Origin of the sequence: Sorangium sp. So ce385 (assembly GCF_051474135.1) — a bacterium.
GTDB classification, from domain to species: domain Bacteria; phylum Myxococcota_A; class Polyangia; order Polyangiales; family Polyangiaceae; genus Sorangium; species Sorangium cellulosum_D.
Genome location: NZ_CP150337.1, coordinates 8735615 through 8758964, shown reverse-complemented (window position 1 = coordinate 8758964; position 23350 = coordinate 8735615). Strand labels below are relative to the sequence as shown.

The following is a 23350-nucleotide window of genomic DNA, read 5'->3' as shown; positions in this document are numbered from 1 at the left end:
TTCTGCTGGAGCTATCGAGTCCATCGCTTCGATCTGCAGCGAATTGACCCCTGACGCCGCCGGTGAGAGGGCGATGGCGCCGGCTCCGCCGGCGACCTGTCGCGAGGTGCGCCGCGAGCGCCCCACGGCCGGTGAGCGACGGCGCGAGGTCCCTTGAAGGAGTGCGAGGCATGCTGAGGCAACTGGCGACGAACATCGTTTTGCTCGCGTTCGCGGCGGCTCTTCCGATCGCGTGCTCGGGATCCGGGGACGGCCCTGGGGCCGCCGGCGGCAGCGCCGTCGCCAGCGGGAGCGGCGGCGCGGCGGCGTCCGTCGGGCAGACCTCGGCCAGCAGCGGCGCGGGCGGCGACGGCGGCGCGGGAGCCGGCGCGGACGGGGGCGGCGGCGCGGGCACGGGCGGCGCGGGCACGGGCGGCGCCGGCGCGGGCACGGGCGGCGCGGGCGAGGGCGGCGCGGGCGGGGGCGAGGGCGGCGCTGGGGACGGCTGCGTGGGGATGGGCGGGATCACCTACACGCTCGCGATGGCCCCCGCGCCGACCGCAGAGCAGCAGTCCGCGTACGCCATGATCACGAGCGCCATGGATGAAGCGCTGTCGCACTACAACTGTTACACGAGCATCGAGAAGAGCCTGTCGGTGTCCTACGTGCCGTCGGTCGCGACGGCCGACGGCAACGTCAACGGATCCATCCGGTTCGGCGCGTTCAGCTCGATGAATTACATCACCGCCATGCACGAGATCTCCCACACGCTGGGGGTCGGCAGCTTCGAGTTCGCGGCGATGGTGAGGGACGGCGTCTTCACGGGCGAGGCGGCGACGAGCCAGCTCAGGGCGATCACGGGGAACGACAGCGACGTCGTGCACGCGGACAACCAGCATTTCTGGCCGTACGGTCTCAATTACACGAGCGAGGTCGAGACGACGGACGATCTCGTGAACCACTGCAAGATGGTGGTCGCCATCCGCGAGGACATCGGCTACTGAGGGCGCCCCGCGGCGCCGCGCCGCGCCGCGGCCCGGGCGGCGCGGGGGCGCCCCGGCGCGATCCGGCGCGGCGGCGCCGATTCAGCGGAGGTACGCGGCCAGGCCGAGCCCCTGATCGCGGATGGCGTCGGCGACCACCCTGGCGATCCGCTCCGCGCCGGAGCGCGAGAAGTGCGTGTGATCATCGCAGAAGAACTCGCCGACCGGCCCTCCGGTCGTCGCGCTCACGTCTCCCCCGGGCACCGGGCAGAAGCCGAGCTCGTTGTAGAGCGCGACGCTGCGCTCGTGGAGATCGATCACCGGCACGCCGTGCTCTTCGCCCGCCTCGTGGGTCGCGGTCACGTACTCCCCGCGCGTCCCCCGGGCCGTGCTGCCGCTGCAGGCGATCGCGCTCACGGGCGTCACGAACACGGGATGCGCGCCCCGCTCCTGCGCGGCGCGCGCCATCATCCCGTAGCTGCTCTTGAAGGCGTCGAGCCCCACGTGCCGATCGCACGTGCGCGATCCGTCGTTGATGCCGAACTGGATGAACAGGGTGTCGCCCGCCTTCATGCCGTCGAGCATCCGAACCCACCTGTCCTGAAGCACGGGCTCGCCGCTCGCGTCGCGCTCGAGCGCGCACTCCCCCGTGCTATCCATGGTGCTCTGCACGTGGTAGAGCCACGTGCGCACGCTGCGGCCGCCGACCGCGCTGTTCACCACGGTGACCCGCTCGTCGAAGAGCGCCGCGATCTGGCCGCCCCAGCCCGCCGGGCAGGGGGTTTGCCCGTTGGCGACCGTGGAGTCGCCCGCGATCCAGATCGTGGTGTCCGGCAGCGGCTCCATTCCGCCGGCGCCGCCGCCTCCGGGCGCGCCGCCCGAGCCCCCCGCGCCGTCGGGCGCGCCGCCGCCGGTGCCGCCGCCGCCAGCGGCGCCCGACGAAGCCGCCGTGCTCCCGGCGCCCGACGAAGCCGCCGTGCTCCCGGCGCCCGCGCTCGCGCTGCTCGCTCCCGGCGGCTGGCCCCCGCCCGCTCCTCCCGTCCCAGCGCCGGGGTCGCCGCCCGAGCCCTCCGCATCCGTGCAACAGGCCAGGGCGAGCAGCGCGACCCCCGACGCGCGGGCCGCCCGCCGACGAGCGGCAGATCGTAAGTCCAAGTGCATGAACATGCCTTCCTCCTGCATCCCTGTGTCCTGGACGCCTTCCAATCAATCACGGACGGGCGCTTTGACGGGCGCTTTTTCCTCGGGGCTGCCCACCAAGGCGCGCTCCAAGGGCCTCGTCGCCGCATTTTTGAAACAGCGTCGGAATCGAGCCCGTGCGAGCTCCGGCGCTCCGCGGCCGCCCCTCGACATGGACGAACCGTTGCGCTGCGGGGAGAGACGAGGTGACGAGACGTGAGCAGACATCGAGAGCGCCGGGGTTCGTTCCCGACGCACGGCGGTGCACGGACGGAAATGGGCCAAGTCGCTGGCGCTCCGAACAGAATCCACGCTTCCGCCGCGAGCCGTAAATGGCAGTATTATGCCGTTGACTGACGCGGAATTTGTCACGTAGCTTTACCAAGGGGTGACGCTGGCCGAAGGGGGGCGTCGCACGGGACAGCAGGAATCACCAAGCGCGCTCTCGTACGCCCGCGACGCAGCGGTACGAGGCTTCGCCGCGCGATAGCCAGAGGAGACGGTAGTTGTGCCCATGTCTCTAAGAGCTCATCGCACACTCTCGCAGGGGCCGGACGAGAGCGACGTCCATCTCATCTCGCGACGAAGGTATCGAGTGCTCGTCGTCGACGACGAGGAGAGGGCGCTGCGCAGCATCGCCGCTGTCCTGTCGACGGACGTGGATGTCGTGACCTGCTCGTCGGCAGAGCACGCGCTGAAGCTGCTCGAGGCGAGGCGGTTCCACCTCGTCTGCTCCGACTTCTTGATGCCTGGAATGAAGGGGGACGAGCTGCTCCGGCGGGTGTCGGGCATGTCCGTGTACACGAGCTGCCTCCTCGTCACCGGGGCCGACGAGTACATCCGCTCCATGAACGGCAGCCACAACTATGTCATCCTGAAGCCGTTCGACCCTGACCGCCTCATCGGGATCGTGCTGCAGCTCTCGCGCCTCGCCGAGATGAAGCGGTCGGTCCACTCGATGACCGACTCCCTCGGATCGTCGGGCCCGACGGGGGCGGCCGCCGGGGGCGAGATGGTCTCCTGCGAGCCTCCCGACGCCGGCTCGCCGCCGGACTCCGCGCCCGCGCCCCCCACCTCGAGGTTCGGCGCCCGCGCGGCGGTCGGGTCCACGGCGCGCGGGCCGCAGCAGGGGCCGGAGGTCACGAGGGCCGACCCCGCGGCGCTCGGCGCCCCGGGGCGCTCTCGCCGATGAGGTCGCGCCCGGCGCCGAGGGCGGAGGGACGAGGAACCGTATGATCAGCTGGGATCCCCTGGGCGCAGCAGAGCAGGCCGCGGTCGCGGACGAGATCCTGTCCGTGCTGCGCCACGACCTGCGCAACCGCTTTGCCATCGTCCGCAATGCGTCGTTCTACATCAAGCGAAAGGTCGCGGGAGACGCGGCCTACGCCGCGGATCCGAGGATCGCGGAGTTCTTCGGGATCATCGACGAAGAGGTGATCGCGGCGAGCGCGCGGCTCGACGAGTCGGTCGACGCCGCGCGGGTCTTCACCCGCCGGAGCGCGCGCGTGAGCGCGGCCGATTGCGTGCGGCGCGCGGCGGCGTGCGCGCGCGTCGGCGCGTCCGGGGCCCGCATCGAGCTCTCGGCCGACGACGGCGACGTCGAGGCGGACCCGATCGAGCTCGCCGTGGCGGTGAGGTGCCTCATCGAGAACGCCGTGGAGTCGACCCCGGGGGACGGCGTGGTCACGGTGCAGGGCGCCGCGAGCGGCGCGCGGTACCTGATCGAGGTCACGGACGCCGGGGGCGCCGCCTGCGAGGTGGACGGCGAGGCGATCCTGCGCCCGTTCTACACGACGAAGCCGGGTCATTTCGGCCTCGGGCTGAACATCGCGAGGCGGGTCGCCCGGCGCTACAGCGGCACGCTCGCCCTCGAGCCGCGGTCGCGCGGCACCTCGGCGGTCATCGATCTGCCGCTCGCCGCCCCGCCGGAGCCCGGCGGCGCCAGCCCGGAGCCGGCGCCGTGAGCGCGGGCCGAGCGCGCCCGAGGCGCCCGCCGTCCGCCTGGAAGCCGGCGGCGGCGACCGCGTCGCGGCGCGCGCGCTCCGGGATCGCGCTGGGCCTGCTCCTGGCCGCGTCGACGGCGGCCGCGCCGCCGGAGCGGGAGCGGGCCGAGGCCGCGGGGGGGCGGGCGCAGCCCCCGGTCGAGGAGCTGTTCCTCGGCGAGGCATCGTTCCCGCAGGAGGCGCTCGAGCTGCAGGTCACGAGCGCGCCGGCGTGGGAGCGCGACGGGCGCCGGGTCCGCATCGGCGTCCCGCTGCTGCTGGAGCTCGGCATCACCGAGCGCCTCCAGGTCGGGGCCGAGCTCCCCCTCGAACTCGTGCGCCACGACCGGGGGGCGACGGCCGGGCTCGGCGCCGTCCAGGCGGGGGCGATGGTCAACCTCGTCGACGACGGGGCGCTCGGGCTCGCGCTGTCGGCGGGGCTCGAGGCCGCGCTCCCCGCCGGCGCGCGCGAGCTCGGCCCGCCGGGCTACGCGCTGGAGCCGTTCGTGAGCCTCGACAAGGCGATCGGCGGCGTCCACGTGGGCCTCTCCGCCTCGGCGGAGGTCCGGCTGCCGGCCGCCCGGCGCGACGCCGCGGAGCTCAGCCCCGGCGTCGCGCTGGCCGTGATCCTGCCGGTCGGCTCCGTGGCGCCGACCGTGGAGCTCGCCGCCGAGCTCGACGACGCCGCGTCGCTCGCCGTCGCGTCCGGCGTGCTCTGGCACCCGGCGCCCGGCCTGGAGCTCGGCGCCGCGCTCGAGCTCGGGCTCGCCGGGGAGACGCCCGACGTCGGGCTCCTGCTCCTCGTCACGACGGAGATCGAGCTCGCCGGCGGCGGCGATGAACCCCTGGAGCACGGAAGCAGGAGCCGCTCCCCATGAGCATTCGAGCCAGACTGGCCTCCATCTTCGGCGTCGCGCTGGCAGCGGTCCTCGTCGCCGGGGGAGCGTTCTACTTCACCATCGCGGAGATGCTGATCTTCCAGCGGCGGGCCGAGGCGTCCTACGAGGACCTGACGCTGCACGTCACCCTCGCGAGCGACGCGAGCCGCTACATGAACGAGGCGGCGAAGGCCGCGCTCGTCGGCGGCGTCACCGCGGAGCTCGCGGACGCGGCCGAGGACGCCGCGCACGACCTGGCCGCCATCGAGGCGCTCAAGCGGCGGATGATCGCCGACGAGGAGGTCAGGGAGAGCGACGAGGAATCGACGGAGGAGCTCGGCCACATCCGCTTCATGCGGGAGAGCCTCGAGCACATCGTCGCGAGCACGGCGGGGCTCGCCCGCGTCGCGGACGACCGCGCGGGCGATCGGCACGCCATGTTCGTGCGGCTCTCCGATCGCGAGTACAAGGAGCGGTTCCTCCCGCACATCAACGCGGCGGTCCACGACGCGGAGCGGGACATCGCCAGGGTCCTCGCCGACGAGCACCGCCTCCGCGCGCGGGTGGCGGCGCTCGGGGCGGCGGCGATCGGCGGGGCGCTGGTCCTCCTCGTCGCGCTGCTCGGGCGGCTCCTCCGCGCGATCGATCGCGGCTTCAGCGCGCTGGTCGAAGGCTCCCGGCGGATCGCCCACGGCGATCTCGATCTGCGCCTCCCCGAGCTCGATGAGCACGAGTTCGGGCGCCTGAGCGCCGCGTTCAACCACATGGCGCAGAGCCTCCAGGCCGCCCAGGAGGCCAGGCTGCGCATGGAAAAGCTCGCGGCGGTCGGGCAGCTCGCGGCGAGCGTCGGGCACGACCTCCGGAACCCGCTCGGCGCCGTCCGGAACGCGAGCCATTACCTCGGCAAGCGCCTCTCCGCGACGGAGCTCGGCCGAGAGCCCCGCGTCGCGCAGTTCCTCTCGATCATCGACAAGGAGCTCGCGGCGTGCGCCCGGATCATCGGCAACCTGCTCGACTTCGCGCGCGAGCGGCGGCCGCTGCTCTCGGCGTGCGCGCTCGGCGCCCTCGTCGACGACGCCATCTCGGTCGTGGAGCTCCCGCCGCACGTGCGCGTCGAGAACGACGTGCCCGCGGCGTTCCCCGTGGTGGAGCTCGACCGGGACCAGTTCCGGCAGGTGCTCGTGAACCTGATCCAGAACGCGGCCGAGGCGATCCCGGCCGGGCGCGAGGGGCGCGTGCGGGTCGCCGCGGCGTGGGGGAGCGACGGGCTGACGCTCTCGGTCGCGGACAACGGGACGGGCATCCCTGCGGACACGCTCGCCCACATCTTCGAGCCGCTCTTCAGCACCAAGCTGAAGGGGACCGGCCTCGGCCTGGCGATCAGCGCCGGGATCGCCCGCCGGCACGGCGGCACGCTCGAGGCGACGAGCGAGCCCGGCGGCGGCGCGACCTTCGTCGTCCGGGTGCCGGCGCGCGAGGCCGCGACGGCCGCGGAGCCCATCGCCGCGCCCTCCGGGGCGCAGGGCACATGACAGGGGGGTCGAGCCATGCAGGGGTCCATGCAGCAGGTCAAACGCGTGCTCGTGGTCGACGACGAGGAGGGCATGCGCATGACGCTCGCCGCCAACCTCGAGCTCGAGGGGTACGAGGTGGTGGAGGCGAGGGACGGCGTCCACGCGCTCGAGCTCGCGGAGCAGCAGGCGTTCACGCTCGTCCTCAGCGACGTCCGCATGCCCGGGCTCAACGGCGTCGAGACGTTCCGGGAGCTCAAGCGGATCCAGCCGGAGCTCACCGTCGTGCTGATGACCGCGTTCGCGCTCGAGCAGCTCATCGAGGAGGCGATCACGGAGGGCGTCTACACCGTGATCTACAAGCCGTTCTCGATGGATCACCTGGCGCGCGTCGTCGCTCGCGCGGTCGACGCGCCGGCGGTCCTCGTGGTGGACGACATCCCGAAGGTCGCCGACTCGATCGTCGCGGTGCTCCGGGCGGCGGGGCTGTCGGCCCACGCCGTCCATGACGGGCGGACCGCGGTCCAGCACGTCCTCGAGCGGCGCGTCGACGTCTGCGTGCTCGATCTCGTCATGCCCGACCAGGACGGCGTCGCGACGTGCGCGCAGATGCGGGGGCTGAAGCAGCGCGTCACGGTGATCGCCATGACCGGCCACTCGGTCCCGGAGATGGTGGGCGCGATCATGAGCCAGGGCGGGTACACGTGCCTGCGCAAGCCGTTCGACGCGCGCGAGCTCATCCACACCATCGCCCGCGCCCGGGGCGACGCGGCGCCCGGGTGAGCCGCCGCGGCGCCGCCCTGCCAGGCCGGCGGGCGGCCCGCGCACGGGGCCGCGGGCGTGCCCGGCGCCCGCGCCGGCCCGGGGCGCGGCCCCGCGTCACCCCGCCGGCCGGCCGGACGGCGGCGGCGCCTCGGGGGCTTGCGCCTCGGCGGCCGGCCTGCGCTGGAGCTGCTCCTGGAGGAGCGGCATCGCGCCGTATCCGGCGCCGACGAGGCGCTCGTCGAGCCGGGCCAGCCCGCAGCGGAACTCGTACGCCCTGAGGTGCGCCTCATTGTGGAAGTACCTGAGGTTCAACCCGGGGCCGACGGCGGCGTCGATCTCCATGGCGACGATGCGGAACCCCGCCTTCAGCTTGGCGATGAGCACCGCGTTGTTGCTCGGCGCGTGCTCGCTGACCACGTAGTCGAAGCCGAGCTCGCGCGTGTAGGCGAGGATGCGCTGGACGATCTCCCCGTAGAGGCCGCGCCGGCGGTAATCGGGGTGAACGATCGAGTGCCACATGCGGTACGTCTCGGCGTCCTTCTGGTGGCCCGCGAACATCGCCGCGACCCGCTCGCCGTCGCGCGCTACCCAGAAGTCCTCGAGGCGCCGGCCGCCCTCCGACGACGCCAGGCGGGCGCGGGCGCGGGTCCCCTCCTCCCCGGACAGCGCCGCGAGGTTGAAGTAGAGCTCGGGCGGGAAATGGCGGCGCATCTCGGCCTCGTGCAGCGCCCAGTACGCTTCGCCGCCGTCGATCCGCTCGAGCGGGTAGCGGCCGCCGAGCGGCGCGCCGAAGTGCTTCCGTCGGATCGGCTCGGCCCAGTCCCACCCTGCGCTCATGCGACGCCCCTACCACGGCCGTCGCTCCACCCCAACGACCGATCCGGGCTCCTCGGCCCGGTCTCGCGGCTCCGCGCGAGGTGCTCGGCGAGGACCTCCGCATCCTCCTCGCCGGCCCTGACCAGCCACGCGCCGGCGAGCTTGTGGCCGAGCTCCCGGTCGCGATCGGTGAGCATCGCGTACGCCGCCTCCCGCAGGAGCGCATGGCGAAAGGCGAGCTCCTCCTCATCCGGGAACCGCGAGCCCGGCCGGCGCTCGAGGATCTCGCGATCGAGCAGCTCGGCCCACGCCGCGCGCTCGATCGGCCCCTGCGCCGGCGCGCCGAGCAGCGCGCGCACGCCCCCGGCCCAGCAGACCTCCCCGAAGACGCTCGCCGCCCGCAGGAGCCGCCGCGCCTCGGGCCCGAGCGCGGCGATGCGCGCCTCCACGAGCCCCAGCGCCGCCTCCGGCGGCGCGCGGCGCCCCTCCGCCGCGGCCCGGACGAGCTCCTCGAGGCAGAACGCGTTGCCCGCGGCCCGCTGCACGAGCGCGGCGACGTCCTCGGGCGCGAGCGACGCGCCGAGCGCGCTCCGCACCAGCTGCTCGGCCGCCCGGGCGGGCAGCTCGCGCAGCCGGAGCTCCGAGAGCCCCCGCTCGGCCCAGAGCTGCGGGAACATCCCGTGGACCTCGGGCCGGGCGAAGGCGAGCACCGCGTAGGGCCGATCGCCGAGCTCCCGCAGCGCTCGGTCGAAGATCCCCACCGACGATGCGTCTCCCCCATGGAGATCCTCGAGCACCACGAGCATGGGGCGCGCGCCCGTCACCGCCCGCGCGTAGTCGACGTACGCGCGCTGGATCTCCTCGGCCATCCGCGCCGGGTCGCGCCGCGCGGCCTCCAGCGCCGCCGGGGGCTCGTCCGGCGGGGGGAGGCCGAGCAGCTCGCCCAGGAACGCGGCCGTCGATCGCCCTTCCTCGCCCTCGAGCAGCGACCCGAGCGCCTGCGCGAGCCTGGCCCGCAGCGCGGCCGGCGCCTCGCCGGGGGCGCTCCCGAGCGCGCTCCGCAGCGCGGCCGGCGCCTCGCCGGGGGCGAACCCGAGCGCGCTCCGCAGCGCGCCGGCGAGCAGCGCGAGCGCGGCGCCCCCGGCGAGGGCGTCGCCGCGGGCGACGCTCAGCGCCACGCCGGGGTGACGCTGGCGCAGCGCCTCGACGGCCTCGCGGCGCAGGCGCGATTTGCCCATGCCCGCCGCCGCGGTCACCAGCGCCGCCGCGGAGCGCCGCTCGGTGAAGCTGTCGTCGACGAGCTCGAGCAGCTGCTGCAGCTCCCGCTCGCGCCCGACGTAGGGGCTCGGCCCGCCGAGGAGCCGGCGCGCTCCCTCGCCGATCTCGCGCTCCGCCTCGAGCCGCGCGAGCCCGCCCTCGGCCACGACCTCGAAGCGCGCGTCGAGCAGGGCCTGCGTCGCCGCGTCGACGACGACGCCCTCGCGCCGGCCTTCCGCGCGGGCGGGCGCGGCGGCCGCGTCGAGTAGCGCGGCGGCCTGGGCCAGCGCCTCGCCGAACGGCGACCCCCCCATGGGCTCGCCCCGCGCCGTCACCACCGCGACCGCCGCGCCGGGGAGCAGCGCGCGGACCTGCAGCGCGCAGCGCGCCGCGAGCGCCGCCTGGTCGGTCGCGCTGCCCGCGCTCGCCGCGACGGCCGCCACGATCCCGTCGCCGAGCTCGACCACCTGAGCGCCGAGCGTCAGGGCCGCGCGGCGCACCGCGGCGAGCGTGCCCGGCGGCGGCGCGTGCGCGTCCAGGGACTCGGTCGTCGCGGAGAACGAGGGCTGCGCGGACCGGACCGCGACGACCGAGGCGAGCCGCCTCTCCCGCAGGGAGATCGCCGCGGGCGGGGGCAGGGCCGAGGGGGCGCCGCTCCCCTCCAGGGCGCCGAGCGCCTCGAGGCAGCGCACCACGGCCGCGCCGTCCTCGGGTCGCTCCGACGGATCCTTGGCCAGCATCCTCGCGAGGAGCGCGTCGAGGGCCTCGGGCAGATCGGGCCGCAGCTCCCGCGCCCGCGGCGAGTCCTCGAGGAGCAGCTTCCACACGACCGACAGGTGCTGCCCGCGGAACGCCCGCTGCCCGGTGAGGCACTCGAACAGCACGCAGCCGAGCGAGAAGACGTCGGCGCGCCCGTCGAGCGCCTCCCGGTCGCCCCGCGCCTGCTCCGGGGCCATGTAGCCCAGCGTGCCCACCACCGCCGACGTCCCGGTCAGGCGCGACGTGGCGTCCGCGAGCAGCGCGATCCCGAAGTCGAGCAGCTTGACCCCATCGAGCGCGCCGTCGACGAGGAAGAGGTTGCTCGGCTTGATGTCGCGGTGCACGATCCCGCGGGCGTGCGCCGCGCCGAGCGCGTCCGCCACCCTCCGGGTGAGGGCGACGCTCTCGTCGACGCGCAGCTCCTGCCGTGACAGCCGGTCCGCGAGGCTCTCGCCGGAGAGCCACTCCATCGCGAGGTACGGCTCCCCCGTCGGCGCCACGCCGTGCGTGACGTACCTCACGATGTGCGGGTGCGAGAGCCGGGACAGCGCCGCGGCCTCGCGCAGGAAGCGCGCCTCGGCGCGCGCGTCGAGCCTGCGCAGCAGCTTGACCGCGACGACCTCGCCGCTCGCGCGATCGAGGGCCCGGTAGACCGTGCCCATCCCTCCGGAGCCGGCGACCTCCGCCAGCTCGAAGCGGTCGTCGAGCAGCCTGCCGGGCAGCATGAGTGGGCAGGATGCACCGTCACCCGAGGGGCTGGCAAGGCGGAGGGGCGGCGCGATCGTGTCATGGAGCCGGCGCGGCGCGCATGGATGACTTCGTTAGGCATCCTTATCAATGGGTATCTCGCGCCGAGGGGCGGCGCGAGGGGCGGCAGGCGCTCACCTGGGCGCGCTCGGGCGCGGGCTCCGGGACCGGCCGCTTTTCGGAGCCGCGCTCGCCGGTGATTGGGGCTCGTATCCTTGCCGCCGCCGGCCTGGCGCCGGTGCTCGTCGGCACCGGCTGCTTCATCGATCTGGAATCCGCCGGTGGGCAGCCTCCGGTCATGCCAGGGCTGGTGGCGGTCGACGGCCTCGACCGTGGCGGAGCTCAGCGCGGTCCGCTCCGGGCCGGACAGCTCGGCGTCCGTGCCCGACGTCGAGGCGCCGGTGGTCTAGAGCGAGGAATCTCACGTCGATGCGCTGATGCACTGATGCGCTGATGCGCTGATGCGCTGATGCGCTGACAGGCCCGCACCAGAAAGCCGCGCTTTCCCTTGCGCGATGTCTGCTCCGACATATACTCGCTTTCCTGATAAACATCAGGCTTCTGTCACTGGCGACTCACGTCGACGACATCGACGACGTGAACGACGCGAATGACAGGGCCTGTCGTTGCCACGCGGCGTACCCCGTGCGTTCTCTCATGAATTGAGGCCTCTCGGCCCGGCGCTCCTTCGCGCCGGAGCCAGCGCCGGGGCCGCGCTCGTCGCTGGCGTTTTCTCGGTGTCTAGAACGGGATCGAGGGGGTGGCTGGACGTGGCCGGCGCGCTCGATCGCGCCGTGATCTGCCGAGCGGCCGGCGCGCCTCGACGCGCGATGGCTCTCGCCGTCGCGACCGGGGTGCGCGCGGGACGTCCGCGCTGGGCGTCGAGCGCTGTTGATCCAGGGGAGGGGGACCCTATGCGGTATCAGACACGAATCCTGTGCAGGAGGGCGGAGCTCGCCGAGCTCGCGGCCGTGTGGGAGCGCTGCCGTCACGCGCAGGCGCAGCGGCAGCTGCAACATCGACTGGAGCATATCGCCATCGAGGCAGAGGAGATGGCCCGGACACGCTCGTCGGGGGGCGCGGGGTCGGGGGGGGCGGGGGAGGAGGGCATGATGGTCGCGGCCCTGTTCGACCTCGAGCGCGGGACGCTCGTCGGCGCGGCGCCGTTCCTCCTCCAGGAGTGGACCTGGCGCTGCCGCCTCGGTTACCTGTCCGTGGGCGCGTTCCCGGTCCGGCGGGCGGTGCTCTGCGGGACCGACTGGCTCGCGCCGGACGCGCCGGCCGAGCAGGAGGCGCTCCTCCAGGCGTTCCTCTCCGCGGAGGTGCCTTACCAGATGATCTTCATCGAGGGATTGCCGGTCGCGTCCGATCTCCTGCGGCTCCTCCAGAGCTCTCCGCAGGTGCGCCGGGAGTTCTGGGTCGACACGCTGGCCGGGGTGACGCCGCGCCGGCTCGTCGACCTGCCGGGGAGCTTCGAGGCCTACCTCGCGAAGTTCAGCGGCCGCACGCGCCGGACGCTGAGGTACAAGGTGAAGCGCCTCCGGGGCGCCATGACCCACGGCCTGAGGCTCCAGCGCGTCACGCGGAAGGAAGAGCTGCCGCGCTTCCTCGAGCAGGCGGGGATCGTCGCGGCGCGGAGCTGGCAGGGCCGGTGTCTCGGACAATCGGTCGATGAAGAGGCCGCGCTGCGCAAGCTCGAGGCGTTCGCGGAGCGCGGCTGGCTGCGCGGTTACCTCCTCTTGGACGGCGACGCTCCTGTCGCCTTCGTCATCGGGCTGCTGGACGAGGGCACCTATTATTACGAGCGCGTGGGCTACGATCCCGCGTGGGCGGCGTATCAGCCAGGCACCGTCCTGCTCCTCATGATCCTCGAGGACCTGTGCGCCGACGGCGTCCCGAGGACGCTCGATTTCGGCTACGGAGACAGCGAGTACAAGCGGCTGTTCTCCACGCGCTCCTACGACGAGCTGACCGTCCGGCTGGTCCGCAAGTCGGCCTCCATGGTCGTCCCGTACGTCACGCACGCGGCCTGCTGGTCCGGCGCCGCGCTGATCAGGAAGGGCCTCGATCGCTTCGCGCTGAGGGAGAAGGTGCGGCGGCTCCTGCGGGGAGAGCCGGCCCCGGCGGCGCAGGTCGAGGCGCCGAGCGCGGCATTCGACGAGGCGGAGACCGCGCACCCCGGCGGGGCCGCGCGCCCCGGAGCTGCCGCGCGCCCGGGCGAGGCCGCCCGCCGCGGCGAGGCCGCGCGCTCGGTGCACGCCCCGGCCCCGTAGCGCGCCGCGCGCCGCGGCGCCTCCCTAGGGCCTCCGGAGGTGCTGCAGCAGATCGACTGGCCGCTCTGCGCGCCCTCCGCCGCCCATGGCCGCGCGGTACGTCTCGCGGAGGATCTCGTCGACGTCGAGCAGCCGCTCGAGGTACTCCGCGGTGGCCGTTCGATACGTCACCTGGTACCCCTCGTTGAAGAGGATCTCCTTCTCGAGCTGCGAGATGTCCCACTTGAAGACCGGGACCGCCTCCGTGTTGACCTCGATGGCCCTCGCCCACTTGAGCTCGTCCACGGCGTTGCGCGAGACGCGGTAATCGTGCGCCTCGACGGCCGTGGAGGCGAGCGCGTAGACCGCCCGCAGCGCTTTCCCGGGGTACCGGATGCTGTGGTACCGGTCGCGAAGGATGCGGATGCCGACCGTCGCGGGCCGCTCCAGCGGGAGCGGCTCGTCCCGCGCGATGCTGGGATCGAAGACCTCCAGGGGGAAATTGCTGAGGAGACCGCCGTCGACGAGGTAGCTGACGACCCCGTTCTCCCCGATCGTCGTCACGGGCCGGAACACGAACGGCACGCCCATGCTCATGCGCACGGCGAGCGCCACATCCATCTCGTCCGGGCTGACTCCATACTGCCGCCAGTTCAGGTCGGAGGGCAGGAAGAGCATGCGTCCGCGCGTGATGTCCGACGCCGTGACGTAGAGCTTGTATCGCCGGAGCGACCCCTCGGGCTCCTTGTAATCCGCGAGCAGGTCGCCGAACGTCCTCACCCCCTTGTCGCGCAGCTTGGATCGCAGAAAATCGAGGAAGTAGTCTCCCTGGAACATCCCGAGCTTCCACAGCACCCCGTGGACGATGCTGAGCGGCCTGCCGACGATCGGGATCCGGGCGAGCACGCCGTGGTCGGCGAAGCGCGAGAACTCCGTGCTGGCGATGATGGTCTCGAGCTCCGCGGGCGTGTAGCCGGCCGCGAGCAACGCCGCGACGACGGCGCCGGCCGAGGTCCCCGCGTACTGGGACTCGTCGAGCGACAGCGTGAGCCCGCGCGCGTTTTCCCGGTTGAACTCCGCGATCCGCGCCTCGAGCGCCTTGAGCGCGCCGACCAGCGCGATCCCCTTCACGCCGCCGCCCTCGAGCACGAGGTTCAGCTTCTTGTTCAGCGCTCGCGCCATCCCGGCCCCCGGAGCGGGCGCCTGCCCGGCGCCGCGCTCCTCGTCCACCACCGCGCTCTTCATGTGGTTTCCCCCTCCCACGGCGCTCGGCTCCCCGGCGGGCGCTCGCTGCAACCACGGCCCCTGTCCAGCCGGGGCTGACGACGCACGTCGACGCGCCTCGACGCGTGCGACACGCTTTGCAAGCCGCGTGCGAACGGCGGCTGCGCTGGAGGGGACCACCGCACATTCCCGCGCCGTCCCCCGGCCTGGACATGTCGTAAAACGGATTTGACGCGACGCGTTGTCGCCGCGCTCTGCGCCTGGGGAACCGCCATGAGCGAAAGCGCGGCGTCGATTGAACGTTCCGCGGGCGTCCGGGAACGGAGGTTCGTTCGGCCAACGCAGCGGCGGCCCCGCGGAGGGGCGCCGGGGCGCGCCCACAAGGAGTCACCGATGACGCTCGTCTCCTCTGCCCCTCTGGCGCGGAGCTCTGCGCCGAGATCCGCCTTTCGCCGGCTCGTGAAGCCGCTCCTCGGTCTCATGGTCTTCGCGGCGCTCTTCCTCGCGCTCGCGTGGGCGCTGGACGACAGGCCTTCCACGGCGGCGGGGCCCCTCGCGGCGGTGGCCGCGAGCCCGCTCGGCCAGCTCTCCCGGTCCGCCGCCGATCGCGCGCTCCTCGTGGGCCGCGTCGAGGAGCGCCTCCCGGCCGGCTCGTACACCTACTTCGCCGTGCGCGCCGGCGAGGCCCTCACGTGGGCGGTCACGGTCGGCGATGCCCCGCCGCCCGGCACCCCGGTGCAGGTGCGGAGCATGGGACGCAGGACGAACTTCCATTCAAGCCGCCTCGCGCGGACGTTCCCCGAGCTCGTCTTCGGGGTCGTCTCGCGCGCCGACTGAGCCCCGCGCAGCGCCCGAATCAGAAAGGACCCTGACCATGACCACGACGACACGTACGTTGAACGAGACCCACCAGCGCCCCTCACGCGCGCTCGCCGCCGCGGTCCTCGCGGCGCTCCTTGTGGGGTGTGGATCCGACACCGGCGCAAAGCCCTCCGACGCGCCCTCCGACGCGCCCCCCGCCGGGTGCACGGGCGGCGTGCTCGAGGCCGACCTGGAGGCCGACCCGCTGAGCGGGCCTGGGGTCGATCCCGCGACCGGGGAGCTCCAGCCTCCTCCGGAGGGCTCGTCGTACACGGTCAGCGCGACCTACGGGATCCCGAGGCCGGGAGACGCCGTGATGGAGAAATACGTGCAGTACTTCGGGGCGATCCAGGCGCAGCTCGCGTCTCAGCCCGGCCTCGTGGCGATCCAGCTGGCGCAGTCGCCGTCCTGCGGCTCCGGGCGAACGCTGGCCGTCTGGTCGTCGGCCGAGGCGATGTACGAGTTCGTCATGAGCCCCGCTCACCTGGCGGCGATGGACGCCGTGAACGAGCTGGTCCAGCCGAACTATGCGGTCACCCACTGGGAGGCCGCCGGGACCGACGAGGTGACGATGGAGGAGGGGGCCCGCCACATGCACGAGAGCGACGCCCGCGCGCGGTAGCTGACGCCGCCGGTCGCGCCCGCTCCGGTCCAGGGTCAGCGGGCGGGCGCGATCGCCGCGCGCTGCGCGCCGAGGCGGCTCATCGCGAAGGCGAGCCCGCCCTGGAGCGTGCCCTGCGTGGTGATCCGGCTGAAGTCGATGTCGAGGCTCACCAGCGTCCTGGCGATGTCCGGGCCGATGCCCACCATCACGCTCCGACAGCCGAGCAGCTCCGCCGCCTGCACGGCGCGAATCAGGTGGCGCGCCACGGCGGTGTCGATCACCGGCACGCCGGTGATGTCGAGGATCACGAACTCCGCGCCTCGCTCCCCGATGGCGACGAGCATGCTCTCCAGCGCCTGGGCGGCGCGCCGGTCGTTGATCTCCCCGACCAGCGGCATCAGCAGGATCCCCTGCCAGATCTGGATGACCGGCATCGCCATGCGATCGAGCAGCTCCGCCTGCGCGTCGATGATCGCGCGCTGCTCCCGGTTCTCGGCCGCCATCCGCTCGGCCTCCATGTGCCGCCGCTTCAGATCGGTGATGTCCGTGATCAGCCCGCAGAGGCCGACGACCTCGCCTTGCGCGTTCTTCATGGGGAACTTGCGGGTCCAGATCGTGCGCGCCACCCCGTCCGCGCCCGTGGCGTGCTCCTCGTTCTCGCTCGGCTCACCGGAGTTGAAGACGAGATCGTCGTAGCTCCAAAAGAGATCGGCCTGCTCCTTCGGCCAGTAATCCGGATCGCTCCGGCCGAGCAGGTCCCCGTAGCGCTGCCCGATCAGCCGGCAGAAGCCCGGGTTGCACGCGATCCAGCGGTGTTGTCGATCTTTGACGAAGATGGGATCCGGGATGGTGTCGATGACGAGCTGGAGGAGCTCGAATGTCTTCCAGTCCGAGACGTCGATGCAGGGGAGCGTGAACGCCATGCCGATAAGCCGATCTCCCCCCGGCTAGCCTCTCGTTATCAGCCATCGGGGATGGCTGCGCAAGAACAGAATCGGCCAGGATCATGCGCCGAATGGCGAATACGTAGTGGCGCACGCCATAACGGCGTGGACGTACTTCTTCTTTCTAACGCCCGCTACATATTTACGAGAAGGCTTGACGCGGTGCGAGCGCGGGAGCACGCGCGCTCGAGCTCCGCGCCCGCTCGCCGCTGCGTCGAGGGCCGCCGGGGCGAGGGCGGCGTCGACGAGCGCCGCGAGGTGGGCGTGGGGGCTCGCGCGGCAGCCGTCGTTCGTCCCGGCGATCGGGGCGAGGACCCGCGCGCAGCTCGGCGCCCTCGACCGGACGCTGCCGGGGGGCGACCTCGAGGTGCTCGCGGCGTTCTCCGGCGATCGCTGCGCCGCGGAGCAGGGGCGGCGCCCGAACTGCGAGCGGTGTTGAGCGCTCGCCGGCGCGAGATTATGAGGACGAGGGAGGTGCTCATGCGAATCCTGGTCACCGGGGCGACGGGATACATCGGATCGAGGGTGGCGCGGCGGCTTCATGCGAAGGGGCACGCGGTCGTCGCGGCGGTGCGCGACGAGGCGAGCGCGCGGCGCTTGCGGGAGATGGAGGTCCCGGCCGAGCCGCTCCTCGGGTCGCTCGACGACGTGGAGATCCTGGCCGAGGCGGCCCGCTCGGCGGACGCGGCCGTGCACATCGCCTTCGAGATGCGGGGGGGCGATCTCCGGGCGGCGGTGGCGCAGGAGCGGCGCGTGGCGCAGGCCTTCATCGAGGCGCTCGCCGGGACGGGCAAGTGCCTGATCGGGACGACCGCCACCGGCGTCGTGGGCAACACCGGGCCGGTGCCCGTGGGGGAGGACCACCCGTCGGAGCCCGGCCACCCCGGGGCGCTGCGTCGGGAGGCCGAGGGCGACTACGTGGCCGCGGCGCAGCGGGGGATCCGCAGCGCGGTCGTCCGCCCGTCGATCCTCACGCACAGCGACACGCCTCACGGCGTCGCGTCGAGGCTCGTTTCGGCCGCGCGCCAGCAGGGCGCCGCCCACCACATCGGCGCGGGCGAGAACCAGGTCACCTGCGTGCATGTCGACGATCTGGCCGAGCTCTACGTTCTCGCCCTGGAGAAGGCGCCGCCGGGCCGGATCTACAACGGGAACGGGGCGAACGTGGCGACGGGCGATGTGGCGCGGTGGGTCGGCCGCGCCTTGAAGGTGCCTGTCGCGAGCGCGTCGCGCGAGCAGGCCGGCGCGCTGTGGGGGCCGTTCTTCGCCATGCTGCTCGCGCTCGACCACCGGATGTCGAACGAGCGGGCGCGGAGCGAGCTCGGCTGGCAGCCGTACAGGACGACGAACAGCCTCGAAGACGACATCGCGCGCCTCGCGCTGCCGCCGCGCGACGAACACCCTCGCTGAGGGCCTACCCCATCTCCGCGAAGCCGGGGAGTCGACGTCGAGAGGTTAAAAATTTCTTCTCTTGGCGTCCCTGGCGGCTCCTCATCGCACCGCCGCAGAGCGCCTCCCGGAGAGCTCTTCGCGCGCTGTCGCCGGCGAGGTAGCGGAGCTCGCACGTTTCGGATAAAAGCGTGATCAAACCTCCGAGGTCAGGGAATTCACCGGCGCCCCGCAGCAAGCCTTCGTGAATCACGGGTTCGTTGCAATTTTTGCCGTCATCGCCGCCGATCGGGTCGCTCTACGCTTCCGCCGATCGGGCGATGCCGGGTCATGCAGGTGTCACTGACCCTCGAGAGCTTCTAGTCCAACCCATCGAAACGCTGGGGCCCCGGGAGCCCCGTCCTGCATGAGAATCGTCGACATTCGCGCCACCACCGTCACCGTCCCCCTCGAGGCGCCCCTGCGCCACGCCAACGGCTGCCACTGGGGCCGCTTCGTGCGCACGCTCGTCGAGGTCGAGGCGGATAACGGGCTGGTCGGCCTCGGTGAGATGGGCGGCGGCGGCGAGTCGGCCGAGGCCGTGTTCCGCGCCATGAAGGGTTACCTCGCGGGCCACGATCCGGCCCGCCTCGAGGAGATGCGGTTCAAGATCGCGAACCCGACGGCCTCTCTCTACAACAACCGCACCCAGATCCTCGCCGCGCTGGAGTTCGCTTGCCTGGACTTGCTCGGACAGGCCTACGGCGTGCCGGTCTACGACCTGCTCGGCGGCAAGCTGCAGGACGAGGTGCCCTTTGCGTCCTACCTCTTCTTCCGCTACCCGAACGCGGACGGCTCTGGCGAGGTCCGCACCCCGAAGCAGCTGGTCGAGGAGGCGAGGGCGCTGAAGAAGAAGCACGGGTTCACCTCGCACAAGCTCAAGGGCGGCGTGTTCCACCCGGATTACGAGCTCGAGTGCTACCGCGCGGTGGCCGACGCCTTCCCGGACGACCGCGTCCGCTTCGACCCGAACGCGGTCTGGTCGACGGAGCAGGGCATCCGCTTCGGTCAGGCGATCGAGGACCTGAACAACGATTACCTGGAAGATCCCGTCTTCGGCCTGCACGCGATGCGGCGCACCCGCGAGAAGGTGCGGATGCCGCTCGCGACGAACACCGTCGTCGTGAACTTCGAGCAGCTCGCCGCGAACGTGCTCGACACGGCGGTGGACGTCATCCTGCTCGACACGACGTTCTGGGGCGGCATCCGGCCGTGCGTGAAGGCGGCGGGCATCTGCGAGACCTTCGGGCTCGGCGTCGCCGTCCACTCCTCGGGCGAGCTCGGCGTGCAGCTCGCGACGATGCTGCACCTCGGCGCCGTCATCCCGAACCTCTCGTTCGCCGCCGACGCGCACTACCACCACCTGAAAGACGACGTGATCCGCGGGGGCCCGCTCCCCTACCAGAACGGCCGTATCCGCGTGCCCGACGGCCCCGGCCTGGGCGTCCGCCTCGATCGCGAGAAGGTCGCCCGCTACGCCGAGGAATACCGCCGCCTGGGCCCCTATCCCTACGACAAAGATCCCCTGCGCCCGGCCTGGTGCGCGACCGTGCCGAACGAGCGCTGGGCCGATCCCAAGGACGACCGGATCCCCGAGGTGCCGAGATGACCCTCGCCGAGCGCGTGACCAAGGCGATCGACGCCGCGCCCATCATCGATCTCCACACCCACCTCTTCGCCCCCCAGTTCCAGGCGCTGAACCTCTGGGGCGTCGACGAGCTCCTGACGTACCACTACCTCGTCGCCGAGACCCTGCGCGCCGAGCCGAAGGTCACGCCCGAGGCGTTCTATGCTCTCGACAAGAAGGCGCAGGCCGACCTCGTGTGGGAGGCGCTCTTCGTCCGCCGATCGCCGCTGTCCGAGGCGACCGCGGGGGTCGCCACCGTGCTCGACGCGTTCGGGCTCGACCCCGCCGCGCCGGACCTGCGCGACGCGCGCGCCTTCTTCGCCAGCCGCAAGGCCGAGGATCACCTGGAAGACGTGCTGCGCCTCGCCGGGGTGAGCGCGCTGGCGATGACGAACGACCCGACCGACCCCGCCGAGCGCGCGATCTGGGAGGCGGGCGTCGCGCCCGATCCGCGGTTCTACACGGCGCTGCGCATCGACCGCCTCGTCTCCGCGAACGACCTCGCGGCCGAGCTCGACCGGTGGATCGCCCGCATGCGGCCGCGCTACCTCGCGATCTCCGTCAACGAGGTCGCGCCCCCGCCCCGGGCCGTGCTGGACGCGTGCCGCGCGCACGGCCTGCCGTTCGCGATGATGATCGGCGTGCGGCGCGCGGTGAACCCCCGCCTCGGCGTGGCCGGCGACGGCGTGAGCACCGTCGACCTCACCCCGCTCGAGCGGCTCGCCGGCGACAACCCCGACGTCCGCTTCCTCGTCACGACGCTCTCGCGCGAGAACACGCACAGCCTCTGCGTCGTGGCGCGCAAGTTCGCCAACGTCCTCCCGTTCGGGTGCTGGTGGTTCATGAACAACCCGAGCCTCATCGAGGAGACGACCTCGATGCGCCTGGAGATGCTGGGGCCGACCTTCGTGCCGCAGCACTCCGACGCGCGCGTCCTGGATCAGCTGATCTACAAATGGCGCCACTCGCGGCGATCGATCGCGAGCGCGCTTTCGCGACGCTATGGGGCGATGCCCGTCCCGCCGACCGACGCGCAGATCGAGCGCGACGCGCGCGCGCTCCTGGGCGGCATCGCCGGGGAATGGCTGGGAGCATGAGCAACCTCTTCGACATCGCGGGCCGCAGGGCCGTCGTGGTCGGCGGCACCTCCGGCATCGGCCGCGCGATCGCCCTCGGCCTCGCCGAGGCGGGGGTCCACACCGTCGCCTCGGGCACCCGGGCCGATCGGGCCCGCGCGGTTTACGGCGAGATCTGCGAGCGGGGCGTCCGCTCGCTCGAGGCGACGTGCGACGTGAGCGACCGGGCGTCCCTCGACGCCCTGCGCGACAGCGTGGTGGAGGCGCTCGGCGGCGTGGACATCCTCGTCAACTGCGCCGGCAGGACGTTCCGCACGCCCACGGCCGAGGTCGGAGACGCCGAGTGGAACGGCCTGCTCGACACGAACGTCACTGGCATGCTCCGCGCCTGCCAGTCGTTTTATCACCCGCTGTGCGAGAGCGGCCGGGGCCGCATCGTCAATATCGCCTCGCTGTCGAGCTTCGTCGCCTTCCACGAGGTGGCGGCCTACGGCGCGTCGAAGGCGGCCGTCATGGCGCTCACCCGGAGCCTCGGCGCCGAGTGGGCCAAGCACGGTATCCGCACGAACGCCCTCGTGCCCGGCGTCTTCGTGACCGACCTCAACCGCGCGCTCCTCGACGGCACCCCGCGCGGGCGGGAGCTGCTCGCCCGCACGCCGCTCGGCCGCTTCGGCGAGACCCAGGAGCTGATCGGCGCGGCCCTCTTCCTCTGCTCTGACGCGGTGAGCTTCATCACCGGCACGAGCATCGCAGTCGACGGTGGCTTCTTGGCTTCGGGGGTGAACCAATGACCGCGGCCTCTCCCGTGGTGCCGGCGAGCGGCGGCGTGATGACGCGCACCCGCTGGACCATCTGCGCGCTCCTCTTCTTCGCGACGACGATCAACTACCTCGATCGGCAGCTCTTCTCGCTGCTGGTCCCGTTCTTCGAGAACGAGCTGCGCCTCGGGCCCACGGACCTCGCGCTCATCAACGTGAGCTTCCTGCTCGCGTACGGCTTCGGCATGGTCTTCGTCGGGCGCTGGATCGACCGCGTCGGCACCGGCAAGGGGCTCAGCGCGACGTTCCTGCTCTGGAACATCGCCTCTGCGGCGCACGCCTTTGTCGGCAGCTTCGGCGGCTTCGCCGCGATCCGCTTCCTGCTCGGGGTCGGCGAGGCGGGCAACTTCCCGTCCGCCGTCCGCACCGTCGCCGAGTGGTTCCCCAAGAGGGAGAGGGCGCTCGCGACCGGCCTGTTCAACTGCGGCTCGAACGTGGGCGCCATCCTCGCCCCGCTCCTCGCGGTGCGCATCGCGGAGGCGTACGGCTGGCGGGCCTGCTTCCTCGTCCTCGGCGGGATCGGCGTCGTGTGGATCTTCTTCTGGACGCGCCTCTACCGGCGGCCGGAGGAGCACCCGAAGGTGTCGCCCGAGGAGCTCGCGCACATCCGCTCCGACGCGAAGGAGTCGACCGAGTCCCTCGGCGTCAGCGAGGTGTTCGGGATGCGGCCCGTCTACGCGGTCGCGATGGCGAAGTTCTTCACCGACGCGCCGTGGTGGTTCTACCTCACCTGGCTGCCGAAGTTCCTCGTCAGCGAGTTCAAGCTGACGCCGACGTTCATGGCCTACGCGATCCCGGTCGTGTTCATCGTGGCCGACGTCGGCGCGATCGGCGGCGGCTGGCTCTCCTCGAAGCTCATCGCGCGCGGCCGCTCGGTCGGCACGGCGCGGAAGCTCGCGATGCTCGCCTGCGCGCTCGCCGCGGTGCCGGTCATGGCCGTCGGGCAGCTCGTCGACGTGCCGAGCGTCGGCGGCATCCCGTCGGTGTACGTCGCGGTCGCGCTCCTGTCGCTCGCCGCGGCGGCGCACCAGGGCTGGAGCAGCAACCTCTACACGCTGGTCTCGGACACCCTGCCTCGCCCGGCGATGGCGACGGTGGTCGGCATCAAGACCGCCTTCGGCGTCGTCGGCGGGGCGATCTTCCAGATCTTCGTGGGCCGGTCGCTCACGCTCACCGGCTCGTACGCGCTGCCGTTCCTGCTCGCGGGGAGCCTGTACCTCGTCGGGCTGCTCGTGCTGCACCTCCTCCTGCCGCGCGTCGAGCCGGTCACGCCCAAGCGGCGCGTGCCGCAGGCGGCGATCGTCGCCGGCGGCCTGGCGATGCTCGCCAGCATCGCGGGCCTGCAGCTCGCCCTCAACCGTCCTCCGTACGCTTCCGTCGACGACTACCGCGCGACGCGGGCCGGCCAGCTCGGCGCGACGGGCGCGCCGGTCGAGGGCCCCGCGGCGCACGTGGGCTGGATGGACGCGCGCTGGTACCTCTGGCCGACGGCCCAGGGGACCAAGGCCGAGCTCGTCAAGCTCGACCGCGACGGGCGGCCCATCGTCGAGTCGAAGGGCGCCAACGCCAAGGGGTACATGGGCCCGTCCGCCACCGAGGTGCAGTCGACGCGCGCGCCGGGAGGCAGCCCGTGATCACCGCCCTCGGCGCGCCTCATCGG

20 protein-coding genes are annotated in these 23350 nt (G+C 72.7%); 15 read left to right on the top strand and 5 right to left on the bottom strand.

Annotated features, from left to right (window positions below):
* Nucleotides 1-170: 170 nt before the first annotated feature.
* Nucleotides 171-983, top strand: a complete 813-nt coding sequence (locus WME83_RS31840; RefSeq protein ID WP_437313468.1) for a hypothetical protein — start codon at nt 171-173, stop codon at nt 981-983.
* Between the two features lie 81 nt (nt 984-1064).
* On the opposite strand, the gene WME83_RS31835 is transcribed toward WME83_RS31840, so the two are convergent.
* Nucleotides 1065-2129 (bottom strand): GDSL-type esterase/lipase family protein, encoded by a 1065-nt coding sequence (locus tag WME83_RS31835; protein WP_437313467.1) that lies wholly within the window; start codon nt 2127-2129, stop codon nt 1065-1067.
* 607 nt (nt 2130-2736) lie between these two features.
* Here WME83_RS31835 and WME83_RS31830 point away from each other — a divergent pair.
* The 5 genes from WME83_RS31830 to WME83_RS31810 are packed head-to-tail and all read left to right on the top strand — an operon-like array spanning nt 2737 to nt 7295.
* Nucleotides 2737-3333 carry a response regulator gene (locus tag WME83_RS31830; protein ID WP_437313466.1) on the top strand — a complete coding sequence of 199 codons (597 nt, stop codon included), beginning with the start codon at nt 2737-2739 and terminating at the stop codon, nt 3331-3333.
* A 40-nt stretch (nt 3334-3373) separates the two neighbouring features.
* On the top strand, nt 3374-4105 hold the full coding sequence (locus tag WME83_RS31825; RefSeq protein WP_437313465.1) for a sensor histidine kinase: 732 nt from the start codon (nt 3374-3376) through the stop codon (nt 4103-4105).
* Complete coding sequence (locus tag WME83_RS31820) at nt 4102-5001, top strand: hypothetical protein (RefSeq protein WP_437313464.1); 900 nt, start codon at nt 4102-4104, stop codon at nt 4999-5001. Before WME83_RS31825 ends, WME83_RS31820 begins: the two co-directional genes overlap by 4 nt.
* Nucleotides 4998-6533, top strand: a complete 1536-nt coding sequence (locus tag WME83_RS31815; protein ID WP_437313463.1) for a sensor histidine kinase — start codon at nt 4998-5000, stop codon at nt 6531-6533. Before WME83_RS31820 ends, WME83_RS31815 begins: the two co-directional genes overlap by 4 nt.
* 27 nt (nt 6534-6560) lie before the next feature.
* The gene (locus tag WME83_RS31810) at nt 6561-7295 is read left to right on the top strand and encodes a response regulator (RefSeq protein ID WP_437313462.1); all 735 of its coding nucleotides are present in this window, start codon (nt 6561-6563) and stop codon (nt 7293-7295) included.
* A 96-nt stretch (nt 7296-7391) separates the two neighbouring features.
* Here the strand turns inward: WME83_RS31810 and WME83_RS31805 are convergent, their stop codons facing one another.
* Together WME83_RS31805 and WME83_RS31800 are read right to left on the bottom strand one after the other, a co-directional pair.
* Nucleotides 7392-8114 (bottom strand): GNAT family N-acetyltransferase, encoded by a 723-nt coding sequence (locus tag WME83_RS31805; protein WP_437313461.1) that lies wholly within the window; start codon nt 8112-8114, stop codon nt 7392-7394.
* On the bottom strand, nt 8111-10834 hold the full coding sequence (locus tag WME83_RS31800; RefSeq protein WP_437313460.1) for a serine/threonine-protein kinase: 2724 nt from the start codon (nt 10832-10834) through the stop codon (nt 8111-8113). The genes WME83_RS31805 and WME83_RS31800 overlap by 4 nt, the downstream gene beginning before the upstream one ends.
* A gap of 936 nt (nt 10835-11770) precedes the next feature.
* Between WME83_RS31800 and WME83_RS31795 the strand changes: the two genes are divergently transcribed.
* Complete coding sequence (locus WME83_RS31795; RefSeq protein ID WP_437313459.1) at nt 11771-13129, top strand: GNAT family N-acetyltransferase; 1359 nt, start codon at nt 11771-11773, stop codon at nt 13127-13129.
* Between the two features lie 24 nt (nt 13130-13153).
* Here WME83_RS31795 and WME83_RS31790 read toward each other — a convergent pair whose 3' ends face one another.
* Nucleotides 13154-14353, bottom strand: coding sequence for a patatin-like phospholipase family protein (locus tag WME83_RS31790; protein WP_437313458.1), 1200 nt, complete (start codon nt 14351-14353; stop codon nt 13154-13156).
* Between the two features lie 372 nt (nt 14354-14725).
* Here WME83_RS31790 and WME83_RS31785 point away from each other — a divergent pair, with 372 nt between their 5' ends.
* Nucleotides 14726-15169 carry a hypothetical protein gene (locus tag WME83_RS31785; protein WP_437313457.1) on the top strand — a complete coding sequence of 148 codons (444 nt, stop codon included), beginning with the start codon at nt 14726-14728 and terminating at the stop codon, nt 15167-15169.
* A 37-nt stretch (nt 15170-15206) separates the two neighbouring features.
* Entirely contained in the window at nt 15207-15815 is a 609-nt protein-coding gene (locus tag WME83_RS31780) for an antibiotic biosynthesis monooxygenase family protein (protein ID WP_437313456.1), read from the top strand.
* Between the two features lie 35 nt (nt 15816-15850).
* On the opposite strand, the gene WME83_RS31775 is transcribed toward WME83_RS31780, so the two are convergent.
* Nucleotides 15851-16720 carry a PAS domain-containing protein gene (locus WME83_RS31775; RefSeq protein ID WP_437313455.1) on the bottom strand — a complete coding sequence of 290 codons (870 nt, stop codon included), beginning with the start codon at nt 16718-16720 and terminating at the stop codon, nt 15851-15853.
* Nucleotides 16721-16895: 175 nt separating this feature from the next.
* On the opposite strand from WME83_RS31775, the gene WME83_RS31770 reads away from it, so the two are divergent.
* From WME83_RS31770 to WME83_RS31745, 6 genes are all read left to right on the top strand, one after another.
* Entirely contained in the window at nt 16896-17180 is a 285-nt protein-coding gene (locus WME83_RS31770) for a hypothetical protein (protein ID WP_437313454.1), read from the top strand.
* 41 nt (nt 17181-17221) lie between these two features.
* The gene (locus tag WME83_RS31765; protein WP_437313453.1) at nt 17222-18151 is read left to right on the top strand and encodes an NAD-dependent epimerase/dehydratase family protein; all 930 of its coding nucleotides are present in this window, start codon (nt 17222-17224) and stop codon (nt 18149-18151) included.
* Nucleotides 18152-18536: 385 nt separating this feature from the next.
* Nucleotides 18537-19778 carry an enolase C-terminal domain-like protein gene (locus WME83_RS31760; protein ID WP_437313452.1) on the top strand — a complete coding sequence of 414 codons (1242 nt, stop codon included), beginning with the start codon at nt 18537-18539 and terminating at the stop codon, nt 19776-19778.
* The gene (locus WME83_RS31755; RefSeq protein WP_437313451.1) at nt 19775-20893 is read left to right on the top strand and encodes a hypothetical protein; all 1119 of its coding nucleotides are present in this window, start codon (nt 19775-19777) and stop codon (nt 20891-20893) included. The genes WME83_RS31760 and WME83_RS31755 overlap by 4 nt, the downstream gene beginning before the upstream one ends.
* Nucleotides 20890-21663: an SDR family NAD(P)-dependent oxidoreductase gene (locus WME83_RS31750; protein WP_437313450.1), complete on the top strand. Its 774-nt coding sequence runs from the start codon at nt 20890-20892 to the stop codon at nt 21661-21663. The genes WME83_RS31755 and WME83_RS31750 overlap by 4 nt, the downstream gene beginning before the upstream one ends.
* Entirely contained in the window at nt 21660-23324 is a 1665-nt protein-coding gene (locus tag WME83_RS31745) for an MFS transporter (protein ID WP_437313449.1), read from the top strand. The genes WME83_RS31750 and WME83_RS31745 overlap by 4 nt, the downstream gene beginning before the upstream one ends.
* The last annotated feature ends 26 nt before the right edge of the window (nt 23325-23350 follow it).

What these genes read in the sequence shown, in the direction of transcription:
- WME83_RS31750 (WP_437313450.1), top strand. Translation starts at nt 20,890, where the DNA reads ATGAGCAACCTCTTCGACATCGCGGGCCGCAGGGCCGTCGTGGTCGGC.
- WME83_RS31775 (WP_437313455.1), bottom strand. Translation starts at nt 16,720, where the DNA reads ATGGCGTTCACGCTCCCCTGCATCGACGTCTCGGACTGGAAGACATTC.
- WME83_RS31790 (WP_437313458.1), bottom strand. Translation starts at nt 14,353, where the DNA reads ATGAAGAGCGCGGTGGTGGACGAGGAGCGCGGCGCCGGGCAGGCGCCC.
- WME83_RS31755 (WP_437313451.1), top strand. Translation starts at nt 19,775, where the DNA reads ATGACCCTCGCCGAGCGCGTGACCAAGGCGATCGACGCCGCGCCCATC.
- WME83_RS31785 (WP_437313457.1), top strand. Translation starts at nt 14,726, where the DNA reads ATGACGCTCGTCTCCTCTGCCCCTCTGGCGCGGAGCTCTGCGCCGAGA.
- WME83_RS31780 (WP_437313456.1), top strand. Translation starts at nt 15,207, where the DNA reads ATGACCACGACGACACGTACGTTGAACGAGACCCACCAGCGCCCCTCA.
- WME83_RS31805 (WP_437313461.1), bottom strand. Translation starts at nt 8,114, where the DNA reads ATGAGCGCAGGGTGGGACTGGGCCGAGCCGATCCGACGGAAGCACTTC.
- WME83_RS31760 (WP_437313452.1), top strand. Translation starts at nt 18,537, where the DNA reads ATGAGAATCGTCGACATTCGCGCCACCACCGTCACCGTCCCCCTCGAG.
- WME83_RS31840 (WP_437313468.1), top strand. Translation starts at nt 171, where the DNA reads ATGCTGAGGCAACTGGCGACGAACATCGTTTTGCTCGCGTTCGCGGCG.
- WME83_RS31810 (WP_437313462.1), top strand. Translation starts at nt 6,561, where the DNA reads ATGCAGCAGGTCAAACGCGTGCTCGTGGTCGACGACGAGGAGGGCATG.
- WME83_RS31745 (WP_437313449.1), top strand. Translation starts at nt 21,660, where the DNA reads ATGACCGCGGCCTCTCCCGTGGTGCCGGCGAGCGGCGGCGTGATGACG.
- WME83_RS31765 (WP_437313453.1), top strand. Translation starts at nt 17,222, where the DNA reads ATGCGAATCCTGGTCACCGGGGCGACGGGATACATCGGATCGAGGGTG.
- WME83_RS31825 (WP_437313465.1), top strand. Translation starts at nt 3,374, where the DNA reads ATGATCAGCTGGGATCCCCTGGGCGCAGCAGAGCAGGCCGCGGTCGCG.
- WME83_RS31795 (WP_437313459.1), top strand. Translation starts at nt 11,771, where the DNA reads ATGCGGTATCAGACACGAATCCTGTGCAGGAGGGCGGAGCTCGCCGAG.
- WME83_RS31800 (WP_437313460.1), bottom strand. Translation starts at nt 10,834, where the DNA reads ATGCTGCCCGGCAGGCTGCTCGACGACCGCTTCGAGCTGGCGGAGGTC.
- WME83_RS31835 (WP_437313467.1), bottom strand. Translation starts at nt 2,129, where the DNA reads ATGTTCATGCACTTGGACTTACGATCTGCCGCTCGTCGGCGGGCGGCC.
- WME83_RS31815 (WP_437313463.1), top strand. Translation starts at nt 4,998, where the DNA reads ATGAGCATTCGAGCCAGACTGGCCTCCATCTTCGGCGTCGCGCTGGCA.